We start from the raw sequence: 18,119 nt of genomic DNA on the forward strand, positions 1-18,119 counted from the left end.
GCTGGAGTCGTTGTGTGAGAACTCCAATCCCAGCCCCACAAGCCCCATCCGTCACAGACGCCACGCCGGTCACACCGCCACGTTTCCCCAGGTCACAACGCCATCAGTCGACCTTTCCGGCGCCCTGCCTCACTCGACAGCCCCTACCTGCGGAATCTCTTAGCACACTTTCTTATTAATCGCTCTATATTCGTATCAATAATGCGGTCGGCATTGATTGACCAGCAGATTGTTGCGCGCGTAGCGTCGCGGACGCCGGAGAAATCGAATCCGCAACGAACGGGAGCGTGCAAATATGATCGTGAGATCGTTCCGAGGAAAGACGCCGAAAGTGGCCGCGTCCTCGCTCATCGCCGACAACGTCTACATCATCGGGGACGTCGAGATCGGCGAGAACTGCTCGATCTGGCCCGGAGTCGTGATCCGGGGAGACACCTCCAGTGTCCGCATCGGGGACAACTGCCATATCGAGGAGAACAGCGTCCTCCACACTGGCACCGTCCTGGGCGACCACGTGATGATCGGGCACTGCTGTCTGGTCGAAGGACCGGTCGGAGAGCGATCGATGATCGCCAACGGCGCGACCATCCTGGCGCGCTCGAAGGTGGGCAAGCACTGCACCATCGGTGCGTCCTCCCTGGTGCTCGGCGGGGTCGAGATCCCGGACTACAGCCTCGCGATCGGCACCCCGGCGAAGGTGGTCGGCACGATCGACCCGGATGCCCCGGAGGACCGGCATGGCTCGGTCTACTACACGAGCTATATGGAGGACATGGTCGCGGAGTACAAGCGAGAGGGGATCTGGGCGCGTGGCTGAGCACCGTGCGTCCAGCCCGGAGCTGTGGCCGACCGAGCTGAGAGCGCGTTCGAGAACGGCAGCGCCGCGATGACCGGCCCGCTGGCAGGAATCCGCGTGCTCGACTGGACGATCTGGCAGCAAGGGCCGGCGGCCGGGGCGATGCTCGGCGACCTCGGGGCCGAGGTCATCAAGATCGAGGAGCGCGGAGCGGGTGATCCGGGGCGCGGTATGCAGTCGGTGTCAGGGCTCGACGTCACCGGCATCGAGAACGCCTACTTCGAGGTGCACAACCGCAACAAGAAGAGCATCGCGGTCGATCTGAAGGCGGCCGAGGGCGTCGCGCTGGTCCATCGACTCGTTGAGAAGTCGGACGTCTTCCTCCACAACTTCCGCCCGGGGGTTCCCGAACGCCTCGGATTGGACTACGACACTCTGAGCTCTGTTCGCCCGGGGCTGATCTATGCCGCCGCCAGTGCCTTCGGCGCCCACGGCCCCGAGCGGACCGCGCGCGCCTACGACCTGCTCGGACTCGCCCGATCGGGCATCATGTCCGCCGCCGGCTCCGCGGAGACCGGCGAGCCAGGAGTCCCCAAGGGCGGCATCGCGGACCAGATGGGGGCCATCGGGCTGGCGTACGGCGTTCTTGCCGCGCTGGTCGCGCGCGAGCGCCTCGGCGTCGGGCAACTGGTCGAGACCTCGCTGCTGGGCAGCATGATGTGGCTCCAGGCACTCAGCGTCCAGATGCAGTTGGTCACCGGTGCCGCGGCGATGAGCGGAAACCGCCGCCAGCCGGCCAATCCCCTGTGGAACCACTATCGCTGCGCCGACGACAAGTGGCTCGCGCTGGCGATGCCGCAATCGGATCGCTACTGGGCCGACGTCGTCGCGCTGCTCGGCCGGCCGGGATTGGCCTGCGACCCGCGGTTCGAGGACCAGGTGTCGCGGCGCGAGCACTCGGCCGAATGCGTGGAGTTGCTCGACGAGTTGTTCTCGCAGGCGAGCCGCGATCACTGGCTGGAACGGCTCGGCTCCCTTCCCGACCTTCCGATCTCGCCGGTGAACACCCTGGCCGAGGTCGTCGCCGATCCGCAGGCAGCGGCCAACGGGTACGTCATCGAATACGACCATCCCGTGCGCGGCGCCTGCAGGACCGCGGGATTCCCGCTGTCGCTCTCGCAGACCCCACTGGAGGTTCGCGAGCGGGCACCCGAGTTCGGCGAGCACACCGAGGCGATCCTGCTCGAGCTACTGGAGCTGGACTGGGGCGACATCGCCCGACTCAAGGACGCGCAGGTCATCTGATGCCTACGACGCAAGAAGGAGGCCCGCTCATGCCAGCGCGCCCAATCAAGACCTCTCGGATCAGGCTCGGTCTCGTCGGGGCCCTGGCGGCCTCGCTGCTGCTCGCGGCATGCGGCGGCGGGAGCGAGGACCCCGGCACCTCGGCGCAGACGACCTCCGCGCCGGCCAGCGCCGCCGATCGGGATGCGACGCTCCGGGCCACCTGGGTCGTGCCCACGCCGCCGCTCGATCCGCACAAGGCCGCCTCGGAGAACGCTCAGTTCCCCTATGTATCGCTGGTCTACGACCGCCTCACCCAGATGATCCAGGGCGACGACGGACCGGAACTGGCGCCGATGGTGGCGACATCGTGGGAATTCGACGCCACCGGACAGGTGCTGACGTTCACGCTGCGCGACGACGTCACGTTCGCCGACGGGACCGCGCTGGATGCGGCGGCGGTCAAGGCGAGCCTGGACCGGGCACTGACCCTGCCGGACTCGACCGCCAAGAACCAGTTCTCGATGATCGACTCGGTGGCGGCACCAGATCCCACCACCCTCGTCGTCAGCGCCAACCGGCCGGCCGCGGACCTGCCCTATCTGCTGTCCTCGGGCTTCGGCTCGATCATCAACCCCAAGGCGCTCGACAAGGCCGATCTCGACAGCGCCCCGGAAGGCTCGGGGCCCTACGTCGCCACCAGCGTGACCCTCGGGGACGGCGTCGTCTACGAACGGCGCGACGACTACTGGGACCCCGACGCCGGGCTGGCCAAGCGGATCGAACTGCGTGGGATTCCGGACCCGAGCACCCGTGCTGGTGGACTCCGCTCCGGAGAGGCGGACTTCACCTTGATCCAGCCCACCCAGTACGACACCGTGAAGGGCTTCGGCGACGCGTTCAAGGTCGTCGTCTACCCGGGCGCGGGCAATGTCCAGACGATCCGGCTCAACACCCGCAAGCCCTACCTGGCCGACGTCCGGGTTCGCCAGGCGCTGAACTTCGCCGTCGATCGAGACGCGATCAGCTCGGCCCTGCTCGACGGCATCGGCACGCCCGCCGACCAGCCACTCACCTCGATCTACGAGGGTCACCTGAGTGACCCGCCGATGGCCTACGACTACGATCCCGCCCGAGCTCGTGAGCTCCTCGCGGAGGCGGGCTATCCCGACGGCTTCACCCTCAAGATGATGGTCGCCAACTACTCTCCGCTGACCGAGATCTCGCAGGCGATCCAGGACCAGTTCGACGAGATCGGCGTGAAGGTCGAGTTAACGCCGGTCGACCCGGTCCAAGCCGCGAGCATGTGGACCGAAGGCACGGACTTCGACGCGCTGCTGCAAGTACGCAACAACTACGAGCTGGCGGCCTCGGTCTTCGCCCGCAACCTGATGGCCCCCAACGGCTACCTCGGTGACCTCCCGGCCGAGTTCACCTCGGCGGTGCAGGCCGCATTCGACCCCTCCCTCAGCGAGGCCGACAGGCAGGCAACCCTGGAGAAGGCCTCGGCCCTCGCCAACGAGCAGGCCTTCGACGTCTACATCACGGTCTCGCCGTCTCCGACCGCCGTCGCCGCCAACGTGGTCGGGGCGGACCGGATGGGCCGCTCCGGATTCCAGGGCCTGTTCGATCTCAGGTACGTCGGCCTGGCACCGAAGTGAGCTTGAAATGAGTTAACTCATAAAGCGAAGATGCTGCGGGGCTTGCTCACTGGATCGCACGCCCGGAGGAGGCAGCTGTGTCAACCGGCACTGACCGGCAACTCGATCGCCGGGTCTCGGTGAGTGGACTGTGCTTCCCCTCCCTCACCGCGGTCGAGTCCATCGAGGTGGTCGCGTCCCTGGGCGTGAGCGCGATGTCGATGTCTCGCTACAAACTGCTCGACGCCGACCTGGCGCTGGTCGCCGAGGCGGGTCGGCGCCACGGAGTGCGGATCGTCGCCACGACTGCCGCGCTGGCCTTCGACCTGTCCAGCCGGGCGAGCGTTCGTGACGGCATCGCGCAGGCATGTGCCGACGTCGACCGGGCGGCGGCGGTCGGGGCCCGGTCGGTGTACGGCGTCCTCGGCCCTCGGCCGTCGGCGGACTGGTCCCTGGCGGCGGCGGCGTTCGCCGAGGTGGCTGCCGAGGTGGTCGAGTATGCGGGTCGGCGGGGAGTGACCGTGGGCATCGAGCCGGCGAGCTCGCTGTACGCCGACGTGACCTTCCTGCACAGCTTCCGCGATGCGATCGGCATCGCGCGCGCCGCCGGGTTGGTCGTCTGTCTGGATCTGTTCCACGTCTGGATCGAGGGGAGTCTCCATGACGACATCAGGCAGCACGCCGACCTGATCGGCCACGTCCAGGTCGCCGATCTCGTCGGCGGCGATCGGGCCCTTCCCGCACAGTCGGTGCCGGGCGAGGGCATCATCCCGCTGCGAGAGATGATCGGCTGGCTGATCGAGGCCGGCTACGACGGGGTCTTCGACGTCGAGTTGGGCGGACCCCGAATCGAGGCGGCCGGGCAGGTCGAGGCCGCCTCGCGTGCTGCCCGATGGGTCGATCAGACGCTGGCCTCGGCTCGGCCCGCCGCCCGGCACGGCCTCCGTCTCGTTGACAGCCCGGAGCCACCCCCCTAGTCTTCTGGATAAGGAACACAGTTCTAGATACAGAACGGAGCTGCCGTGAGAGACGCGGTGATCGTCGATGCGGTGAGGACGCCGATCGGGCGTCGGAACGGGACGCTGAAGGGCGTTCATCCCGTCGATCTCGCCGCCGAGATCCTCGAGGCGGTGGTCTCCCGGAACCAGGTCGATCCGAGCCTGGTCGACGACGTGGTCTGGGGCTGTGTCACGCAGGTCGCGGACCAGTCCACCAATGTCGGTCGCCTGGCGGTGCTCGCCGCCGGCTGGCCCGAGCACATCCCCGGGGTCACCCTCGACCGGGCCTGCGGATCGAGCCAGCAGGCGGTCCACTTCGCCGCGGCCGGCGTGATGTCGGGTCAGTACGACCTGGTCATCGCCGGAGGCGTGGAGTCGATGAGTCGGGTCCCGCTCGGCACCGCGCGGGCGAGCGGCGAGCCCTTCGGCCCGCGGGTCAAGCAGCGATACCAGCGCGACAGCTTCAGCCAGGGCCTCGGCGCCGAGGACATCGCCCGGCGATGGGGTCTGGGCCGTCAACGGCTCGACGAGTTCGCGCTGGAGTCACATCAGCGCGCCGCGGCCGCGATCGACGAAGGTGCCTTCGACGACCAGATCCTGGCCGTCGAGGGACCCGACGGCGTCCTGCGGGTCGACGAGGGCGTACGGCGCGACTCCTCGCTGGAGAAGCTCGGCTCCCTCAAGCCCGCCTTCGCGGAGGACGGAGTCATCCACGCCGGCAACAGCTCCCAGATCTCCGACGGGAGTGCGGCTCTGCTGATCACCACCAGTGAGCGGGCGGCGGAGCTCGGGCTGCGTCCCCTGGCCCGATTCCACTCGGGCGCCGTCGTCGGCGACGACCCGGTCACCATGCTGACCGCGCCGATCCCGGCAACCGAGAAGGTGCTGCGCCGAGCCGGTCTCAAGATCGACGACATCGGCGTCTACGAGGTCAACGAGGCGTTCGCCTCGGTGCCGCTCGCCTGGGAGCTGGAGACCGGCGCCGACCATGCCAAGCTCAACCCGCTGGGAGGCGCGATCGCCGTCGGCCATCCGCTGGGCGCCTCGGGCGCGATCCTGATGACGCGGATGATCCACCACATGCGTGACCACGGGCTGCGCTACGGGCTGCAGACCATGTGCGAGGCCGGCGGCATGGCCAACGCCACCGTCATCGAGCTGCTCGCGGACTGACCTCAGCCACCCCCATCTCACCCTGCTCACCGAGGAGCTGACATGAAACTCGACTCGATCTCCGCGCTCGTCACCGGCGGCGCCTCCGGACTCGGCCTCGCGACGGTCCGCCGACTGCGCGCGGCGGGAGCGCGGGTCGGCATCGTGGACCTCAACGCGCCGTCGGAGGAGTTGCTGGCCGAACTCGGCGAGGGGGTGGTGTTCGCCCAGGCCGACATCGCCGACGAGGCCTCGGTGACCGGAGCCCTGGATGCGGTCGAGGCGGCCAACGGCCCGCTGCGCGCCGCGGTCCACTGCGCCGGCCGCGGCGGTGACCGGGTCCGCATCCTCGACAGGGACGGCAACCCCGGCGCACTCGACACCTTCGCGGAGGTCGTCCGGGTCAACCTGGTGGGCACCTACAACGTGCTCCGACTGGCGGCAGCGCGGATCGCGCGCTCCGAGCCGGTCGACGGCGAGCGGGGCGCGATCGTGCTCACCGCCTCGGTGGCTGCCTTCGACGGGCAGATCGGCCAGACGTCGTACACGGCGGCGAAGGCCGGTGTCCACGGCATCACGCTGGTCGCCGCGCGGGACTTGGCGAGCCGTCAGATCCGGGTCAACACCATCGCCCCCGGCGTCTTCGACACCCCGATGCTGGCCCGTCTGCGTCCTGACATCAGGCAGGCGCTGGAGGCGACGGTGCCGCATCCGAGCCGTCTCGGCTCGCCCGACGACTACGCGCACCTCGCGATCACCCTGCTGGAGAACTCCTATGTCAACGGGGAGACGATCCGCCTCGACGGCGCCATCAGGATGGCCCCGCGGTAGGCATCGGGACCGGGCCAGGGCCGGGTCATCCCCGGCGGGCCGGCTGGGCCCGCTTGCGGAAGTCCCAGCTGACCACCTTGGCGGGCGTCAGCCGGAGCCAGCCGTGGTGGCCGTCGGGCTCGAAGCGGCCGGAGCTGGTGTACTTGTGGGCGAAGAGAGACTCGGGGACGGCCAGGTCGTCGTTCGGGAGGCCCTGTCGAGGCGCCTCGCCCACCTGCTCGGCAACGCCGCTCAGCTCGACCCCGCGCAGCTCCTGGAAGCCGGCACCCGCGTCGACCACCACGCCGATGCGTGGCTCGCGCCGGATGTCGGTCCAGCGCTGACTGCGGACCACCGAGTTGAGCCAGAGGGACGTGCCGTCCCACACGAACCACAACGGGGACACGTGCGGCTGGCCGTGGCGGCTCACCGTCGCGACGCGGCAGGTCCGCTCCTGAGCGAGGAATCGGTCCAACTCCTCCGCGGTCATCGCGATCGACCGACCTCGGCGCTGAGGCCGCGCCGTCGTCACCGATCGGCCGCTCGACGCGGGGAGTAGTTCAGGAATCCGGCCTCGCCCGGGCTGGACTCCTCGTGCTTGCTGTTGCGCGCCAGCGCCGCTCGCAGTGCCGAGAGCCGCGCGAGGAGCACCTCGCGCGGCGGCTGCGTGGAATCCTGGGCGAGTGCCTCCTCGATCTGGGCGATCTCCTCGCGGAGCCTGATCCCGGACTCGAGGAAGGTCAGCAGGTCGTGGTCCTCCTCGTCGCGAACGGCCTCGTCGGGGACGTCGGGCTGATCCACGCTGATCTCCTCTTCAGAAGGGGATGTCTATTTTCAGATAGTACAATAGGTCATATGATGGATGTCACCTGAGACCCAAGGACGAGGACATGCCACTACAGGACTACATGCAGATCATCTCGGTCGACGACCACCTCATCGAGCACCCCAAGGTCTTCACCGACAGGCTTCCGAAGCGCTTCCTGGAGGAGGGGCCGAGGATCGTCGAGGACGAGCAGAAGCGTCATGTCTGGCACATGGAGGGGGACATCTTCCCCTATATCGGCCTCAACGCGGTCGCAGGCAAGACGCCCGAGGAGTTCGGCATGGAGCCGCTCCGCTTCGACGATATGATCCCCGGCTGCTACGACCCGGCCGAGCGGATCAAGGACATGGACGTCGACGGCGTACAGGCGGCGTGCTGCTTCCCGTCCTTCCCCGGCTTCGGCGGCCGGGTCTTCCTCAAGGCCCGCGACAAGGAACTCGCCCACGCCTGCGTCCAGGCGTGGAACGACTTCAGCATCGACGAGTGGTGCGGGACCGATCCGACCCGCTACGTGCCGCTCGGGATCCTCCCGCTGTGGGACATCGACCTGACCGTCGCGGAGTTGAAGCGTACGGCGGCGAAGGGCGTTCGGACCGTCTCGTTCCCGGACAACCCCGTCCCGCTCGGCCTGCCGTCCTTCCACAGCGACTATTGGGGACCGCTGTGGGACGTCTGCGAGGAGACCGGTATCCCGGTCAGCCTGCACTTCGGCTCCGGCAGCTTCGTGCCGGGCTTCTCCTTCACCTCCTCGGCACTCTCTCCCAACCCGCCGGCGAAGGACGAGGCGCCCGCGGCGGTCTCGTTCGCGCTCTACGCGACCAACCTGATGTGGTCGACGGTGGACCTGCTCTTCTCCGGACAGCTCCAGAAGCACCCCGATCTGAAGTTCATGCTCTCCGAGGGCGGCATCGGCTGGATCCCCTATATCGCCGAGCGCGTCGACTGGGTCTGGGGCCGGCACCGGTACTACCAGGACATCGACTTCGACACCCGCCCCAGCGACCTGCTCCGCAAGCACTTCTGGGGCTGCTATATCGACGACGAGTTCGGTCTCGCCAACAGGCACACCATCGGCGTGGACCGCATCTGCGTCGAGGTCGACTACCCGCACTCGGATTCGATGTGGCCCAACAGCCGCAAGATGATCGGCGAGACGCTCGTGGACGTGCCGGACGAGGAGGCGCACCGGATCGTCGAGCTCAACGCACGCGAAGTGTTCAACTTCCCGCGTGTCTGACGACATCGACGAGCAGCGGACGCCTCCGGTGCGCCCGCTGCCCCAGCTCACCCTGGCGAACACCGGCTTCTGGACCGGTGGTGCCGACGGACTGCTCCGGATCGCGCGGTGCGAGGACTGCGGCGCCTACACCCATCCCCCGCTGCCCCGCTGCCGGAGCTGCCGGGGAGCGCGGATGGCGATGGCGCCGGTCTCCGGCCGCGCCGTCGTCGCCGGGTTCACCGTCAACCACCAGCAGTGGCTGCCCGGGTTCCCGCCGCCGTACGTCGTCGCGATCGTCGCGCTCGAGGAGGACGACGGGGTCCGGTTGACGACCAATATCGTCAACTGCGAGCCCGACGAGGTCCGCCTCGGGATGGCGGTGCGGGTCACCTTCGAGAAGGCCGAGGACGTCTACCTCCCGCTGTTCGAGCCCGATCCCGACCGGGCCGGGCAGCTCCTCGCGCTTCCGTCTCCGCGCGAGATCGGCCCGGGCCTGCGGCCGCCGGTCTCCGCCGAGCGGTTCGAGCACCGGGTCGCCCTGACCGGGGTCGGCCAGTCCCGGGTCGGGCGACGGCTCATGGTCGACCCGCTGGAGCTGACCGTCGAGGCGTGCCTTGCGGCGGTCCGGGACGCCGGGCTGGAGCTGGAGGACATCGACGGGCTGTCCACCTACCCCGGCCGGGTCGGCTCCCCCGGGATGTCCGAGGGCGGCGTGCCGCCGCTGGTGGAGGCATTGCAACTGCGCCCCACCTGGATCAACGGCGCCGGCGACACCCCCGGTCAGGCGGGTGCCATCATCGCGGGCATGCTGGCGGTCGCCTCGGGACTGTGCCGCCACGTGCTCTGCTATCGCACGGTGTGGGAGTCCTCCCACGCCGAGCTGGTCCGCTCCGGCTCGTGGGCCGCACCGGGAGGCCGGGCCACCGGCATGCTGGAGGAGCGGGCGCCGTACGGCGCGATGTCGGCGGCCAACTGGATCGCGATGCAGGCCTCCCATTACTTCCATCGCTACGGCGGTGACCGGACCATGCTGGGGCGCATCGCCGTGGCCGAGCGTGCCGGCGCAGCGCGCAACCCGGAGGCCGTCTACCGCGATCCGATCACGATCGAGGACTATCTCGGCGCCAGGCCGATCTCCACCCCGTTCGGGCTCTACGACTGCGACGTCCCGGTCGACGGCGCGGTCGCGGTGGTCGTCTCCGCGATCGAGACCGCCGCGGACAGGCCGCGGCCAGCGGTGCTGGTCGACGCGGTGGGGACCCAGATCCTCGAGCGGGTGAGCTGGGACCAGGACACCTTGACCCACGAGCCGCTCACCTTCGGCCCCGCCAAGCACCTGTGGACCAGGACCGACCTTGGCCACGACGACGTCGACGTGGCGCTGCTCTACGACGGCTTCACCTTCAACGTCGTCTCCTGGCTGGAGGGGCTGGGCTTCTGCGAGCTCGGCGGTGCGGCCGACTTCATCGCAGACGGGAGCGTCATCGGGCTGGGGGGTCGGCTGCCGATCAATCCCCACGGTGGTCAGCTCTCCGCGGGGCGATTGCACGGATTCGGCTTCGTCCGGGAGGCCATGCTGCAGCTTCGGGGCGAGGCCGGCGACCGCCAGGTGGCCGGCGCGGACGTCGCCGTCGTGACCACCGGCGGGGGAGCGCCCGGAAGCGCTCTGTTGCTGCGCCGCGGGTAGCGCGCAGCTCGGCCGTCGGCTTCGACCCAGACGAGCCGCATCACCACGAACTGGAAGGTAGGACAAAGAATGCTTCAACCCATGCAAGGCGTCCGGGTGCTGGAGGTGGCTCAGTTCACCTTCGTGCCGGCGGCAGGCGCCGTCCTGGCCGAATGGGGTGCGGACGTCATCAAGGTCGAGCACGCGGAGCGAGGCGACGGCCAGCGTGGCCTGACCCATGTGCTCGGCGTGGACGCGATCAACAAGGGGAGCTCCTTCTCGCCGATCTTCGAAGGCCCCAACCGAGGCAAGCGAAGCGTCGGGCTGGCACTGGAGCAGCCGGAGGCGCGCGCCCTCCTCGACGAGCTCATCAAGCAGAGCGACGTCTTCATCACCAACTTCCTCCCCGACGCCCGGGCAAAGCTGCGCATCGAGCTCGACGACGTCCGGAAGGTCAATCCCGACATCATCTACGTCCGCGGCTCCGGGTTCGGTGTGCGTGGCCCGGAAGGCGGCAAGGGCGGCTACGACATGACCACGTTCTGGGCCCGGGCGGGCAGCGGCGCCGGCGCCACGCCACCGGAGGCCGAGAGGATGTCGCCGATGCCGGCAGGAGGGTACGGCGACAACCTCGGTGGCCTGACCATCGCAGGCGGCATCGCCGCCGCGCTCTACGCCCGGGCGACCACCGGGGAGAGCTCGGTCATCGACGTCTCGCTGCTGGGGGTCGGAGCCTGGGCGACCCAGTTCACCGTCAACCTGGCGCTGATGGCCGGCGGGCCGCCGCCACGTCCGCCGGCGCCGCGGCATGGGTCCGCGCGCAATCCGCTGATCGGCTCCTACAAGACGGCCGACGACCGGTGGCTCATGCTCTCGATGGTCCAGCCCGGTCGCTACTGGGCGGAGTTCTGCGAGGTGGCCGGTCGCCCCGAGCTGATCGCCGACGAGCGCTTCGACACCGTCGAGAAGCTGATGGACAACGCCCCCGCGGCCGCCGAGATCGTCGCCGAGATCTTCCGCGAGCGCACCTTCGAGGAGTGGCTCGTCCTGCTGGAGGGGATCGAGGGCCAGTGGGCGACGGTCCAGGACGCCTGGGGCGTCGCCAACGACGTCTCGCTGCGCGCCAACGGGATGATCGGCAGTCTCGAGGATGCCGAGGGGGTCACCCGCGAGCTCATCGCCAACCCGGTCCAGTTCGACGAGACCCCGGCCGAGGTTCGCCGGGCCCCCCTCTTCGCGGAGCACACCGACGAGGTCCTTCGCGATCTCGGCCTGAGCGAGGAGGAGCTCATCCAGCTCAAGATCAGTCGTGCCATCACCTGACCGCATTGATCAGGCAGTCGACTGAGTGAAATAGGTAGATATTATGAATCAGTTGGCAAATGAACCCGATCTGGACTACGGTGTGACCCATGTCTCAGCGTGAGCTGGTGGGGCAGCCGCCCGCCATGCCGTCGGTGGCGGGCGGAACCGCCCCCGCAGTCCTGCAGGTCGAGCACCTGAGTCTGGAGTTCCTGACCCCGGACGGCTGGATCCGGGTGGTCGAGGACGTCAGCCTCGATATTCCGGCCGGCGTCACGGTGGGGCTGGTCGGCGAGTCCGGATCCGGCAAGACCGTGACCTCCCTGGCGGTGATGGGGCTACTGCCGCGGGAGACGACCCGGGTGAGCGGCTCGATCCGGCTGGCCGGCCGCGAACTGGTCGGCATGTCCCAGCGGCAGCTGGCCGACATTCGAGGCGCCGAGGTCGGCATGGTCTTCCAGGAGCCGCGCAGGAGCCTCGACCCGGCGTTCACCGTCGGCGACCAGATCGCCGAGGTGCTCCGCCGGCACGAGGGGCTCGATCGCAAGACCGCCCGCAGCCGGGCGGTCGCGCTGCTGGACCGGGTCGGCATCGCCGAGGCGGAGCGACGCTCCCGGTCCTATCCCCACGAGTTCAGCGGCGGGATGTGCCAGCGCGTCATGCTGGCCATCGCGCTGGCGTGCCGGCCCAAGCTGGTGATCGCCGACGAGCCCACGACCGCGCTCGACGTCACGGTGCAGAAGGAGATGCTGCGCCTGATGAACGAGCTCCAGGCAGAGCTCGACATCTCGATCCTCTTCATCACTCACGATCTGGGGGTGGTCGCCGAGATGTGCGACTGGGTCAACGTCATGTACGCCGGCCAGGTGGTCGAGTCGACGCCGATGGAGCGGCTCTTCCTCGACCCCAGGCACCCCTACACCGAGGGCCTGCTCGCCGCCATCCCGGAGGGCACGCCCCAAGGCGCCCGACTCCGCGCCATTCCCGGGATCGTTCCGCCGCCCTCGGAGTGGATGCACGGCTGCCGGTTCGCCCCTCGCTGTGCCCACGTCCAGGCCGAGAGATGCGAATCGGCGCCGGTTCCACTCGCCGGCGAAGACCGGAGCCACCTGGTGAGGTGTCTCCGCGCGGATGAGCTAGCGCTGAAGGGAATCGTCGGGTGACATCGCTGTTGAAGGTCGACGGGCTGAACAAGTCCTACCCGATCAAGCGCAACCTGTTCGGTCGCGCCAAGCACAGCTTCCATGCGGTCAAGGACGTGTCCTTCGAGGTCGGCCGTGGCGAGACCCTCGGCATCGTGGGCGAGACCGGTGCCGGCAAGTCGACTGTCGGGCGCCTGGTGCTGCGGCTGATCGAGCCCGATGCGGGCACGATCTCCTACGACGGCGGTGACCTGCGCCAGCTGTCGCGCAAGGAGCTGCGCGCCTCGCGCAGCAGGATGCAGATGATCTTCCAGGATCCGTTCAGCTCCCTCGACCCCCGGATGACGATCGGTGCGGCCATCGCCGAGCCGCTGCGCATCCACCAACGGCTCTCCGGCGGTGCGCTCGACAAGCGCGTCCTGGAGATGCTCGACAGGGTGGGGATGCGCAAGGATCACGTGGAGCGCTATCCCCGGGAGTTCTCGGGCGGCCAGCTGCAGCGGATCGCCATCGCGCGAGCGCTGACGACCGAGCCCGACTTCATCGTCTGCGACGAGCCGGTCGCCGCGCTGGACGTCTCGATCCAGGCGCAGGTGCTCAACCTGCTGCTCGACCTCCAGGCCGAGCACGGGCTCAGCTACCTCTTCATCTCCCACGATCTCTCGCTGGTCCGATTCCTCGCCCACCGGGTAGCGGTCATGTGCCAGGGCGAGATCGTGGAGACCGGCACCGCCGAGGAGCTGTTCGCCCAGCCCCGCCACCCCTACACCCGCAAGCTGTTGTCGGCCATTCCGCAGGCGCGACCGAGCCGGGTCTCGCGATGGCCGGCCGCGCCATCGGCCCGGGGTGCGCGAGAGCTGCCGGCGGCAGCGGGCTCGGAGTCCTGATGCTCAAGCTCGTCGTACGCCGCACCATCGGCGCCATCCCTCTCCTGCTGATCGTCAGCTTCCTGGTCTTCCTGCTCCTCGACCTGATGCCCGGCGATGCCGCGGTCGCGCTGGCCGGGGAAAACGCCTCGCCCGACCAGGTCGAGGCGACCCGCGAACGGCTCGGCCTCGACGAGCCGCTGTTCACCCGCTACTTCCACTGGCTGGGGTCGGCGGTCCACGGGGATCTGGGCCAATCCCTGTTCAGCTCCCAGTCGGTGACCAGCACCATCGTGGACCGGCTGCCCGTCACGATGTCGCTGACCGTGGTGGCCATGGTGCTGGTGGTGGTGGTCGGGATGCCGCTGGGCATCGTCGCGGCTCGTCGGCCGAACTCCGTGGTCGACCGGCTGCTGAGCGCCTTCGCCTCGGTCAGCATGTCGCTGCCTCCGTTCGTGACCGGTCTGCTGCTGATGCTCGTCTTCGCCGTCACCCTCGCCTGGTTCCCGGCCACCGGATATGTCTCCATCGCCGATGGCGGTCTCGGCGGGTGGCTGCGCAACCTCGTCCTGCCGGCACTCGCGGTGGCGGCGGTTCCCATCGCCGAGATCGCCAGACAGACCCGAGGCGCGCTCGTCGACACCCTGGGCACGGACTACGTCCGGACCGTGCGCGCAAAAGGCGTTCGTGAGCGCAGCGTCCTGCTCAAGCATGCCCTGAAGAACGCCGGGGTGCCGATCGCGACGGTGCTCGGCCTCCAGGTCAACCGGCTGCTCGCGGGCAGCGTCACGGTGGAGTTCGTGTTCGCCATGCCCGGCTTCGGTGCTCTCGCCGTCACCTCCGTCGTACAGCGCGACATCCCCACCATCCTCGGCGTGGTCATGGTCAGTGCCGTGATCGTCGTCGTGGTCAACGTCCTGACGGACCTCTCCTACGGTCTGTTCAACCCCCGCCTTCGTCACTGAGAGGAGACCGCAATGTCGACCACGATCGAAGTCGAGCCCCCGCGCCGTGGCTTGCGGGTGCTCCAGGGCCGCGCCTGGCGCCAGCTCAGGTCCAACCGAGCCGCGATGGCCTCGCTCGTCTTTCTCGCCATCCTCGTGCTGGTCGCCGTCTTCGGGCCGTTGATCTCGACCCACGATCCCGACAAGCAGGACCTCATCAACCAACTGCAGGGGCCCTCCGGCGCGCACTGGCTCGGCACCGACGTCTACGGCCGCGACGTGTTCAGCCGCCTGGTCTCCGCGACCCGGGTCACCCTGGTGGCGATCGTCCAGGCGCTGGTGCTCGCCTCCGCGCTGGGCATCCCGATGGGCCTGGTCGCGGGGTACGCCGGCGGCGTGCTCGACGCCGTGCTGAGCCGCATCTCCGACGCGATCCTCGCGCTTCCGCCGCTCATCTTGGCGATCGCGATCGTGGGCATCCTCGGCCCCGGCCTGACCAACGCCATGCTGGCGCTCGGCATCGTGCTGGCGCCGCCGCAGTTCCGGCTGGCCCGCGGCGCCGCGCAGTCGGTCGCCTCCGAGACCTATATCGAGGCCTGCCGGGCGCTCGGCTGCTCCCCGTGGCGGATCGTCTGGCGACACGTCCTGCCCAACGCCAGCTCGCCGCTGCTGGTGCAGGTCACCTTCGCCGCCGGCGTCGTGGTCATCGCCGAGGCGAGCCTGAGCTTCCTCGGCCTCGGTGTGCAGGCGCCGCAGGCCAGCTGGGGCACGATGCTGCGCGACGCCTTCGACCACATCTACGACTCGCCGTGGTTCCTGATCAGCCCGACCGTCATGATCGCCCTGACCATCTTGTCGTTCTCGACCTTCGGCGACGGCCTGCGCGATGCTCTCGAAGGCCGTGGGAGGACGCGGCGGCGGAAGTCGAAGTCGTGATCGCGCCCGGGCTGCATCCACGGGTCTGCGTCAGCGGGCTCTGCTTCCCGGGGCTCTCCGCCGCCGAGGCGATCTGGGCGACCGCGGCCACCGGAGCCGCCAAGACGTCGGTGACCGCGGCGAAACTGCGCGAGTCCGGTGTCGAGGCGGTCCTCGAGCAGTGCCGGGACGCGGGTGTCGAGATCGTGACGACCACCGGTGCGCTGCGCTTCGACCTGAGCCCGGGGGCAGACGTCGCGGCGCAGGTCGAGCACGGCCGGGCCGACATCGACCTGGCGGCCGCCGCCGGCGCCACCTCGCTCTACACCCTGACCGGTCCCCGGGTCTTCGACGACTGGTCGGACAACGCCGACGCCTATGCCCGGATCGTCGGGGAGCTGGTCGGCCATGCCGCCGAGCGGGGCGTCGTACTCGCCCTGGAGCCGACCAACTGGCTCTACGCCGACCTCAACTTCGTGCACAGCTTCCGCGACGCGCTGGCGCTCGCCGCACTGGCCGGGATGCGGGTCTGCCTCGACGCCTTCCACGTGTGGACCGAGAGCGAGTTGCGCCACGACATCGCCAAGCACGTCGGTCTCATCTCCCACGTCCAGCTCAGCGACATGAGTCCGGGGGCTCGCGCCCTGCCCTGCCGGGCGCTCCCGGGTGAGGGCGCCCTGCCGCTCCGGGCCGTCACCAGGTGGCTGCTGGAGAGCGGGTACGACGGCCCCTTCGACCTCGAGCTCAGCGGACCCGCGATCGACGAGATCGGCCACCAGGAGGCCGCCGGCCGCGCGGCCCGCTGGCTCGACGACCTGCTCGTCGAGCTCGGCGCCTGAGCCCCGGCTCAGGAGAACAGGTCGACGACCGGCTTGGTGCGCAGGTCGTCCTTGAGCAGGTATTGCGCGGCGCCCTCCATGTGCGAGAGCCAGTGCTTCTCCGCGCCGGTCGCGTCGCCGCTCTTGATCAGCCGGATGAACTTCTCATAGGACCGGATCGCGCGCTGGAAGCGCTCCGGGGTGTCGTCGTCGGTGTAGCTCTGCGCGATCCGGGTGCGGACGTGGGTCGCCACGATGTCCTGGAGGACGGCGCCCTGGATGGCGAGGGTGTTGTTGCCGCATCGCTGCAGGATCAGCTCGTGGAAGCGGGAGGTCAGCGCCGACCAGTTGTCGGGGTCGGGCACGAACGGCTTGCGGGTGGCGACCTCGTCCTTGAGGGCGTCGACGATCTGGGTCAGGTCCTCGAGGTCCTGGTCGGTGTGGGACAGCGCGAGGAGGCGGGCGCACTGAGGCTCCGAGATCATCCGCGCCTGGTAGACGTCGTTGATCGTCGTTCCCTGCACCTGCAGCAGGATGCCGACATACCGCGCCGCGACCGAGACGTTCGGGGCCATCACCTGGGCGCCGCCGCGGCTGCCGCGGCGCACACTGATCAGCGTCTCGGCCTCCAGGATCCGGAAGGCTTCTCGAAGCGTGGGTCGCGAGACGCCGTACTGGTCCATCAGCTGAAGCTCCGGCGGCAGGGTCGCGCCGGCGGGTAGCTCGCCTCGCACGATCTGGCGTCGCAGGTCCGTCGCGATCAGCTCGGCGGTCTTGGGAGCACGCATCGGCCTGCCGACGACAGCGGCCGATTGGTTCGCAACGGTCATGATAGGCATCCTATCGGGCCACTACTTCAAATAAACGCACCTATCACGCTGTTTGAAGCTTCTCGGCGCTCGGTCGGCCCGCCGGCGCCGACCTACGCGACCTGGCATTGGGGTTACTTCGCGCCCTTGGGCGTGAAGCGCAGCCCGCCGTCGAGACGGATCGTCTCACCGTTCAGATAGACGTTCTCCGCGACCTGCTGGACCAGCTGGGCATACTCCTCGGCCCGGCCCATCCGCTTGGGGAAGGGCACCGCGGCACCCCAGTACGCATCGAGCTGCTCGGGATCGGCGTCGCGGTAGGCCGGCGTCAGGAAGGTGCCCGGCGCGATCGTGACGGCCCGGATCCCCAGGGGCGCGAGATCGCGGGCGAGCGGAAGCGTCATGGACACGATGCCGCCCTTCGCGGCGGCGTACGCCGTCTGGCCGATGGTGCCGTCGTAGGCCGCGATCGAGGCGGTGTTGACGATCACGCCGCGCTCTCCGCTCTCGGCCGGCTCGCTGCGGGCGATCGCGGCGGCCAGCAGCCGGTCGAGGTTGTAGGTGGCCTGCAGGAAGATCGCGATGACGCGGTCGAAGGATGCCTGCGGGGCCGGCTGGTTGTCCCGGTCCAGCGTGCGCGGTCCCCCCGGGCCACCGTGGGCCACCACGCCGATCCGGAGGGGGCCCAGCTCCAGCGCGGCGTCGATCGCGGCCTGGATGCTCTCCTCGTCGGTGACGTCGGTGCGCACGAAGACCGCCCCGTCGCCCAGCTCGTCGGCGATCGCCGTGCCCTTGGCCTCGTCCAGGTCGCTGATCAGGACCTTCGCTCCGGCGGCGTGCAGCCGGCGGGCGCTCGCGGCCCCGAATCCGCCGCCGCCACCGGCGATGAGCGCCACTGCGCCTTGGATGTCCATTCCAGTCCCTTCCGTCTG

At 69.2% G+C, this 18,119-nt stretch carries 18 protein-coding genes; 14 read left to right on the top strand and 4 right to left on the bottom strand.

Translation table 11 applies throughout. The features are described from left to right. Window positions 1-331: 331 nt before the first annotated feature. The 6 genes from QM595_RS12265 to QM595_RS12290 all read left to right on the top strand — a co-directional run bounded on the left by QM595_RS12265 (window position 332) and on the right by QM595_RS12290 (window position 6,701). Window positions 332-817, top strand: a complete 486-nt coding sequence (locus QM595_RS12265; protein WP_415171840.1) for a gamma carbonic anhydrase family protein — start codon at window positions 332-334, stop codon at window positions 815-817. A gap of 24 nt (window positions 818-841) precedes the next feature. Next, entirely contained in the window at window positions 842-2,101 is a 1,260-nt protein-coding gene (locus tag QM595_RS12270) for a CaiB/BaiF CoA transferase family protein (protein WP_415171841.1), read from the top strand. Window positions 2,102-2,130: 29 nt separating this feature from the next. Further along, a complete protein-coding gene (locus QM595_RS12275) occupies window positions 2,131-3,741 on the top strand; it encodes an ABC transporter substrate-binding protein (protein WP_415171842.1) in 1,611 nt (536 codons plus the stop codon). A 77-nt stretch (window positions 3,742-3,818) separates the two neighbouring features. Beyond that, window positions 3,819-4,697 carry a sugar phosphate isomerase/epimerase family protein gene (locus QM595_RS12280; RefSeq protein WP_415171843.1) on the top strand — a complete coding sequence of 293 codons (879 nt, stop codon included), beginning with the start codon at window positions 3,819-3,821 and terminating at the stop codon, window positions 4,695-4,697. 45 nt (window positions 4,698-4,742) lie between these two features. Continuing rightward, the gene (locus QM595_RS12285) at window positions 4,743-5,891 is read left to right on the top strand and encodes a thiolase family protein (protein ID WP_415171844.1); all 1,149 of its coding nucleotides are present in this window, start codon (window positions 4,743-4,745) and stop codon (window positions 5,889-5,891) included. Window positions 5,892-5,933: 42 nt separating this feature from the next. Further along, window positions 5,934-6,701 carry an SDR family NAD(P)-dependent oxidoreductase gene (locus tag QM595_RS12290; RefSeq protein ID WP_415171845.1) on the top strand — a complete coding sequence of 256 codons (768 nt, stop codon included), beginning with the start codon at window positions 5,934-5,936 and terminating at the stop codon, window positions 6,699-6,701. Between the two features lie 25 nt (window positions 6,702-6,726). On the opposite strand, the gene QM595_RS12295 is transcribed toward QM595_RS12290, so the two are convergent. Next, complete coding sequence (locus tag QM595_RS12295) at window positions 6,727-7,170, bottom strand: pyridoxamine 5'-phosphate oxidase family protein (protein ID WP_415171846.1); 444 nt, start codon at window positions 7,168-7,170, stop codon at window positions 6,727-6,729. Window positions 7,171-7,208: 38 nt separating this feature from the next. Next, window positions 7,209-7,481, bottom strand: coding sequence for a hypothetical protein (locus QM595_RS12300; RefSeq protein ID WP_415171847.1), 273 nt, complete (start codon window positions 7,479-7,481; stop codon window positions 7,209-7,211). 89 nt (window positions 7,482-7,570) lie between these two features. Between QM595_RS12300 and QM595_RS12305 the strand changes: the two genes are divergently transcribed. The 8 genes from QM595_RS12305 (at window position 7,571) to QM595_RS12340 (ending at window position 16,399) form a co-directional block, all read left to right on the top strand. Beyond that, a complete protein-coding gene (locus QM595_RS12305) occupies window positions 7,571-8,743 on the top strand; it encodes an amidohydrolase family protein (protein ID WP_415171848.1) in 1,173 nt (390 codons plus the stop codon). Further along, window positions 8,736-10,412 carry a thiolase C-terminal domain-containing protein gene (locus tag QM595_RS12310; RefSeq protein ID WP_415171849.1) on the top strand — a complete coding sequence of 559 codons (1,677 nt, stop codon included), beginning with the start codon at window positions 8,736-8,738 and terminating at the stop codon, window positions 10,410-10,412. The genes QM595_RS12305 and QM595_RS12310 overlap by 8 nt, the downstream gene beginning before the upstream one ends. Window positions 10,413-10,481: 69 nt before the next feature. Then, complete coding sequence (locus QM595_RS12315) at window positions 10,482-11,714, top strand: CaiB/BaiF CoA transferase family protein (protein WP_415171850.1); 1,233 nt, start codon at window positions 10,482-10,484, stop codon at window positions 11,712-11,714. An 89-nt stretch (window positions 11,715-11,803) separates the two neighbouring features. After that, on the top strand, window positions 11,804-12,856 hold the full coding sequence (locus tag QM595_RS12320; protein ID WP_415171851.1) for an ABC transporter ATP-binding protein: 1,053 nt from the start codon (window positions 11,804-11,806) through the stop codon (window positions 12,854-12,856). Beyond that, on the top strand, window positions 12,853-13,722 hold the full coding sequence (locus QM595_RS12325; protein WP_415171852.1) for an ABC transporter ATP-binding protein: 870 nt from the start codon (window positions 12,853-12,855) through the stop codon (window positions 13,720-13,722). The genes QM595_RS12320 and QM595_RS12325 overlap by 4 nt, the downstream gene beginning before the upstream one ends. Further along, complete coding sequence (locus QM595_RS12330) at window positions 13,722-14,666, top strand: ABC transporter permease (protein ID WP_415171853.1); 945 nt, start codon at window positions 13,722-13,724, stop codon at window positions 14,664-14,666. Before QM595_RS12325 ends, QM595_RS12330 begins: the two co-directional genes overlap by 1 nt. A 12-nt stretch (window positions 14,667-14,678) precedes the next feature. Further along, window positions 14,679-15,581: an ABC transporter permease gene (locus QM595_RS12335; RefSeq protein WP_415171854.1), complete on the top strand. Its 903-nt coding sequence runs from the start codon at window positions 14,679-14,681 to the stop codon at window positions 15,579-15,581. After that, entirely contained in the window at window positions 15,578-16,399 is an 822-nt protein-coding gene (locus tag QM595_RS12340; RefSeq protein WP_415171855.1) for a sugar phosphate isomerase/epimerase family protein, read from the top strand. Before QM595_RS12335 ends, QM595_RS12340 begins: the two co-directional genes overlap by 4 nt. Before the next feature lie 8 nt (window positions 16,400-16,407). Here QM595_RS12340 and QM595_RS12345 read toward each other — a convergent pair whose 3' ends face one another. After that, complete coding sequence (locus QM595_RS12345; protein ID WP_415171856.1) at window positions 16,408-17,208, bottom strand: FadR/GntR family transcriptional regulator; 801 nt, start codon at window positions 17,206-17,208, stop codon at window positions 16,408-16,410. Window positions 17,209-17,321: 113 nt separating this feature from the next. After that, window positions 17,322-18,101 carry an SDR family NAD(P)-dependent oxidoreductase gene (locus QM595_RS12350; RefSeq protein WP_415171857.1) on the bottom strand — a complete coding sequence of 260 codons (780 nt, stop codon included), beginning with the start codon at window positions 18,099-18,101 and terminating at the stop codon, window positions 17,322-17,324. Window positions 18,102-18,119 lie beyond the last annotated feature (18 nt).

Source organism: Nocardioides sp., from assembly GCF_047607185.1.
GTDB lineage: Bacteria > Actinomycetota > Actinomycetes > Propionibacteriales > Nocardioidaceae > Nocardioides.

Excerpts from the sequence above, each read along its gene's own strand:
- QM595_RS12275 (WP_415171842.1), top strand. The coding sequence starts at position 2,131 with ATGCCAGCGCGCCCAATCAAGACCTCTCGGATCAGGCTCGGTCTCGTC.
- QM595_RS12290 (WP_415171845.1), top strand. The coding sequence starts at position 5,934 with ATGAAACTCGACTCGATCTCCGCGCTCGTCACCGGCGGCGCCTCCGGA.
- QM595_RS12295 (WP_415171846.1), bottom strand. The coding sequence starts at position 7,170 with ATGACCGCGGAGGAGTTGGACCGATTCCTCGCTCAGGAGCGGACCTGC.
- QM595_RS12305 (WP_415171848.1), top strand. The coding sequence starts at position 7,571 with ATGCCACTACAGGACTACATGCAGATCATCTCGGTCGACGACCACCTC.
- QM595_RS12315 (WP_415171850.1), top strand. The coding sequence starts at position 10,482 with ATGCTTCAACCCATGCAAGGCGTCCGGGTGCTGGAGGTGGCTCAGTTC.
- QM595_RS12320 (WP_415171851.1), top strand. The coding sequence starts at position 11,804 with ATGTCTCAGCGTGAGCTGGTGGGGCAGCCGCCCGCCATGCCGTCGGTG.
- QM595_RS12330 (WP_415171853.1), top strand. The coding sequence starts at position 13,722 with ATGCTCAAGCTCGTCGTACGCCGCACCATCGGCGCCATCCCTCTCCTG.
- QM595_RS12335 (WP_415171854.1), top strand. The coding sequence starts at position 14,679 with ATGTCGACCACGATCGAAGTCGAGCCCCCGCGCCGTGGCTTGCGGGTG.
- QM595_RS12345 (WP_415171856.1), bottom strand. The coding sequence starts at position 17,208 with ATGACCGTTGCGAACCAATCGGCCGCTGTCGTCGGCAGGCCGATGCGT.
- QM595_RS12350 (WP_415171857.1), bottom strand. The coding sequence starts at position 18,101 with ATGGACATCCAAGGCGCAGTGGCGCTCATCGCCGGTGGCGGCGGCGGA.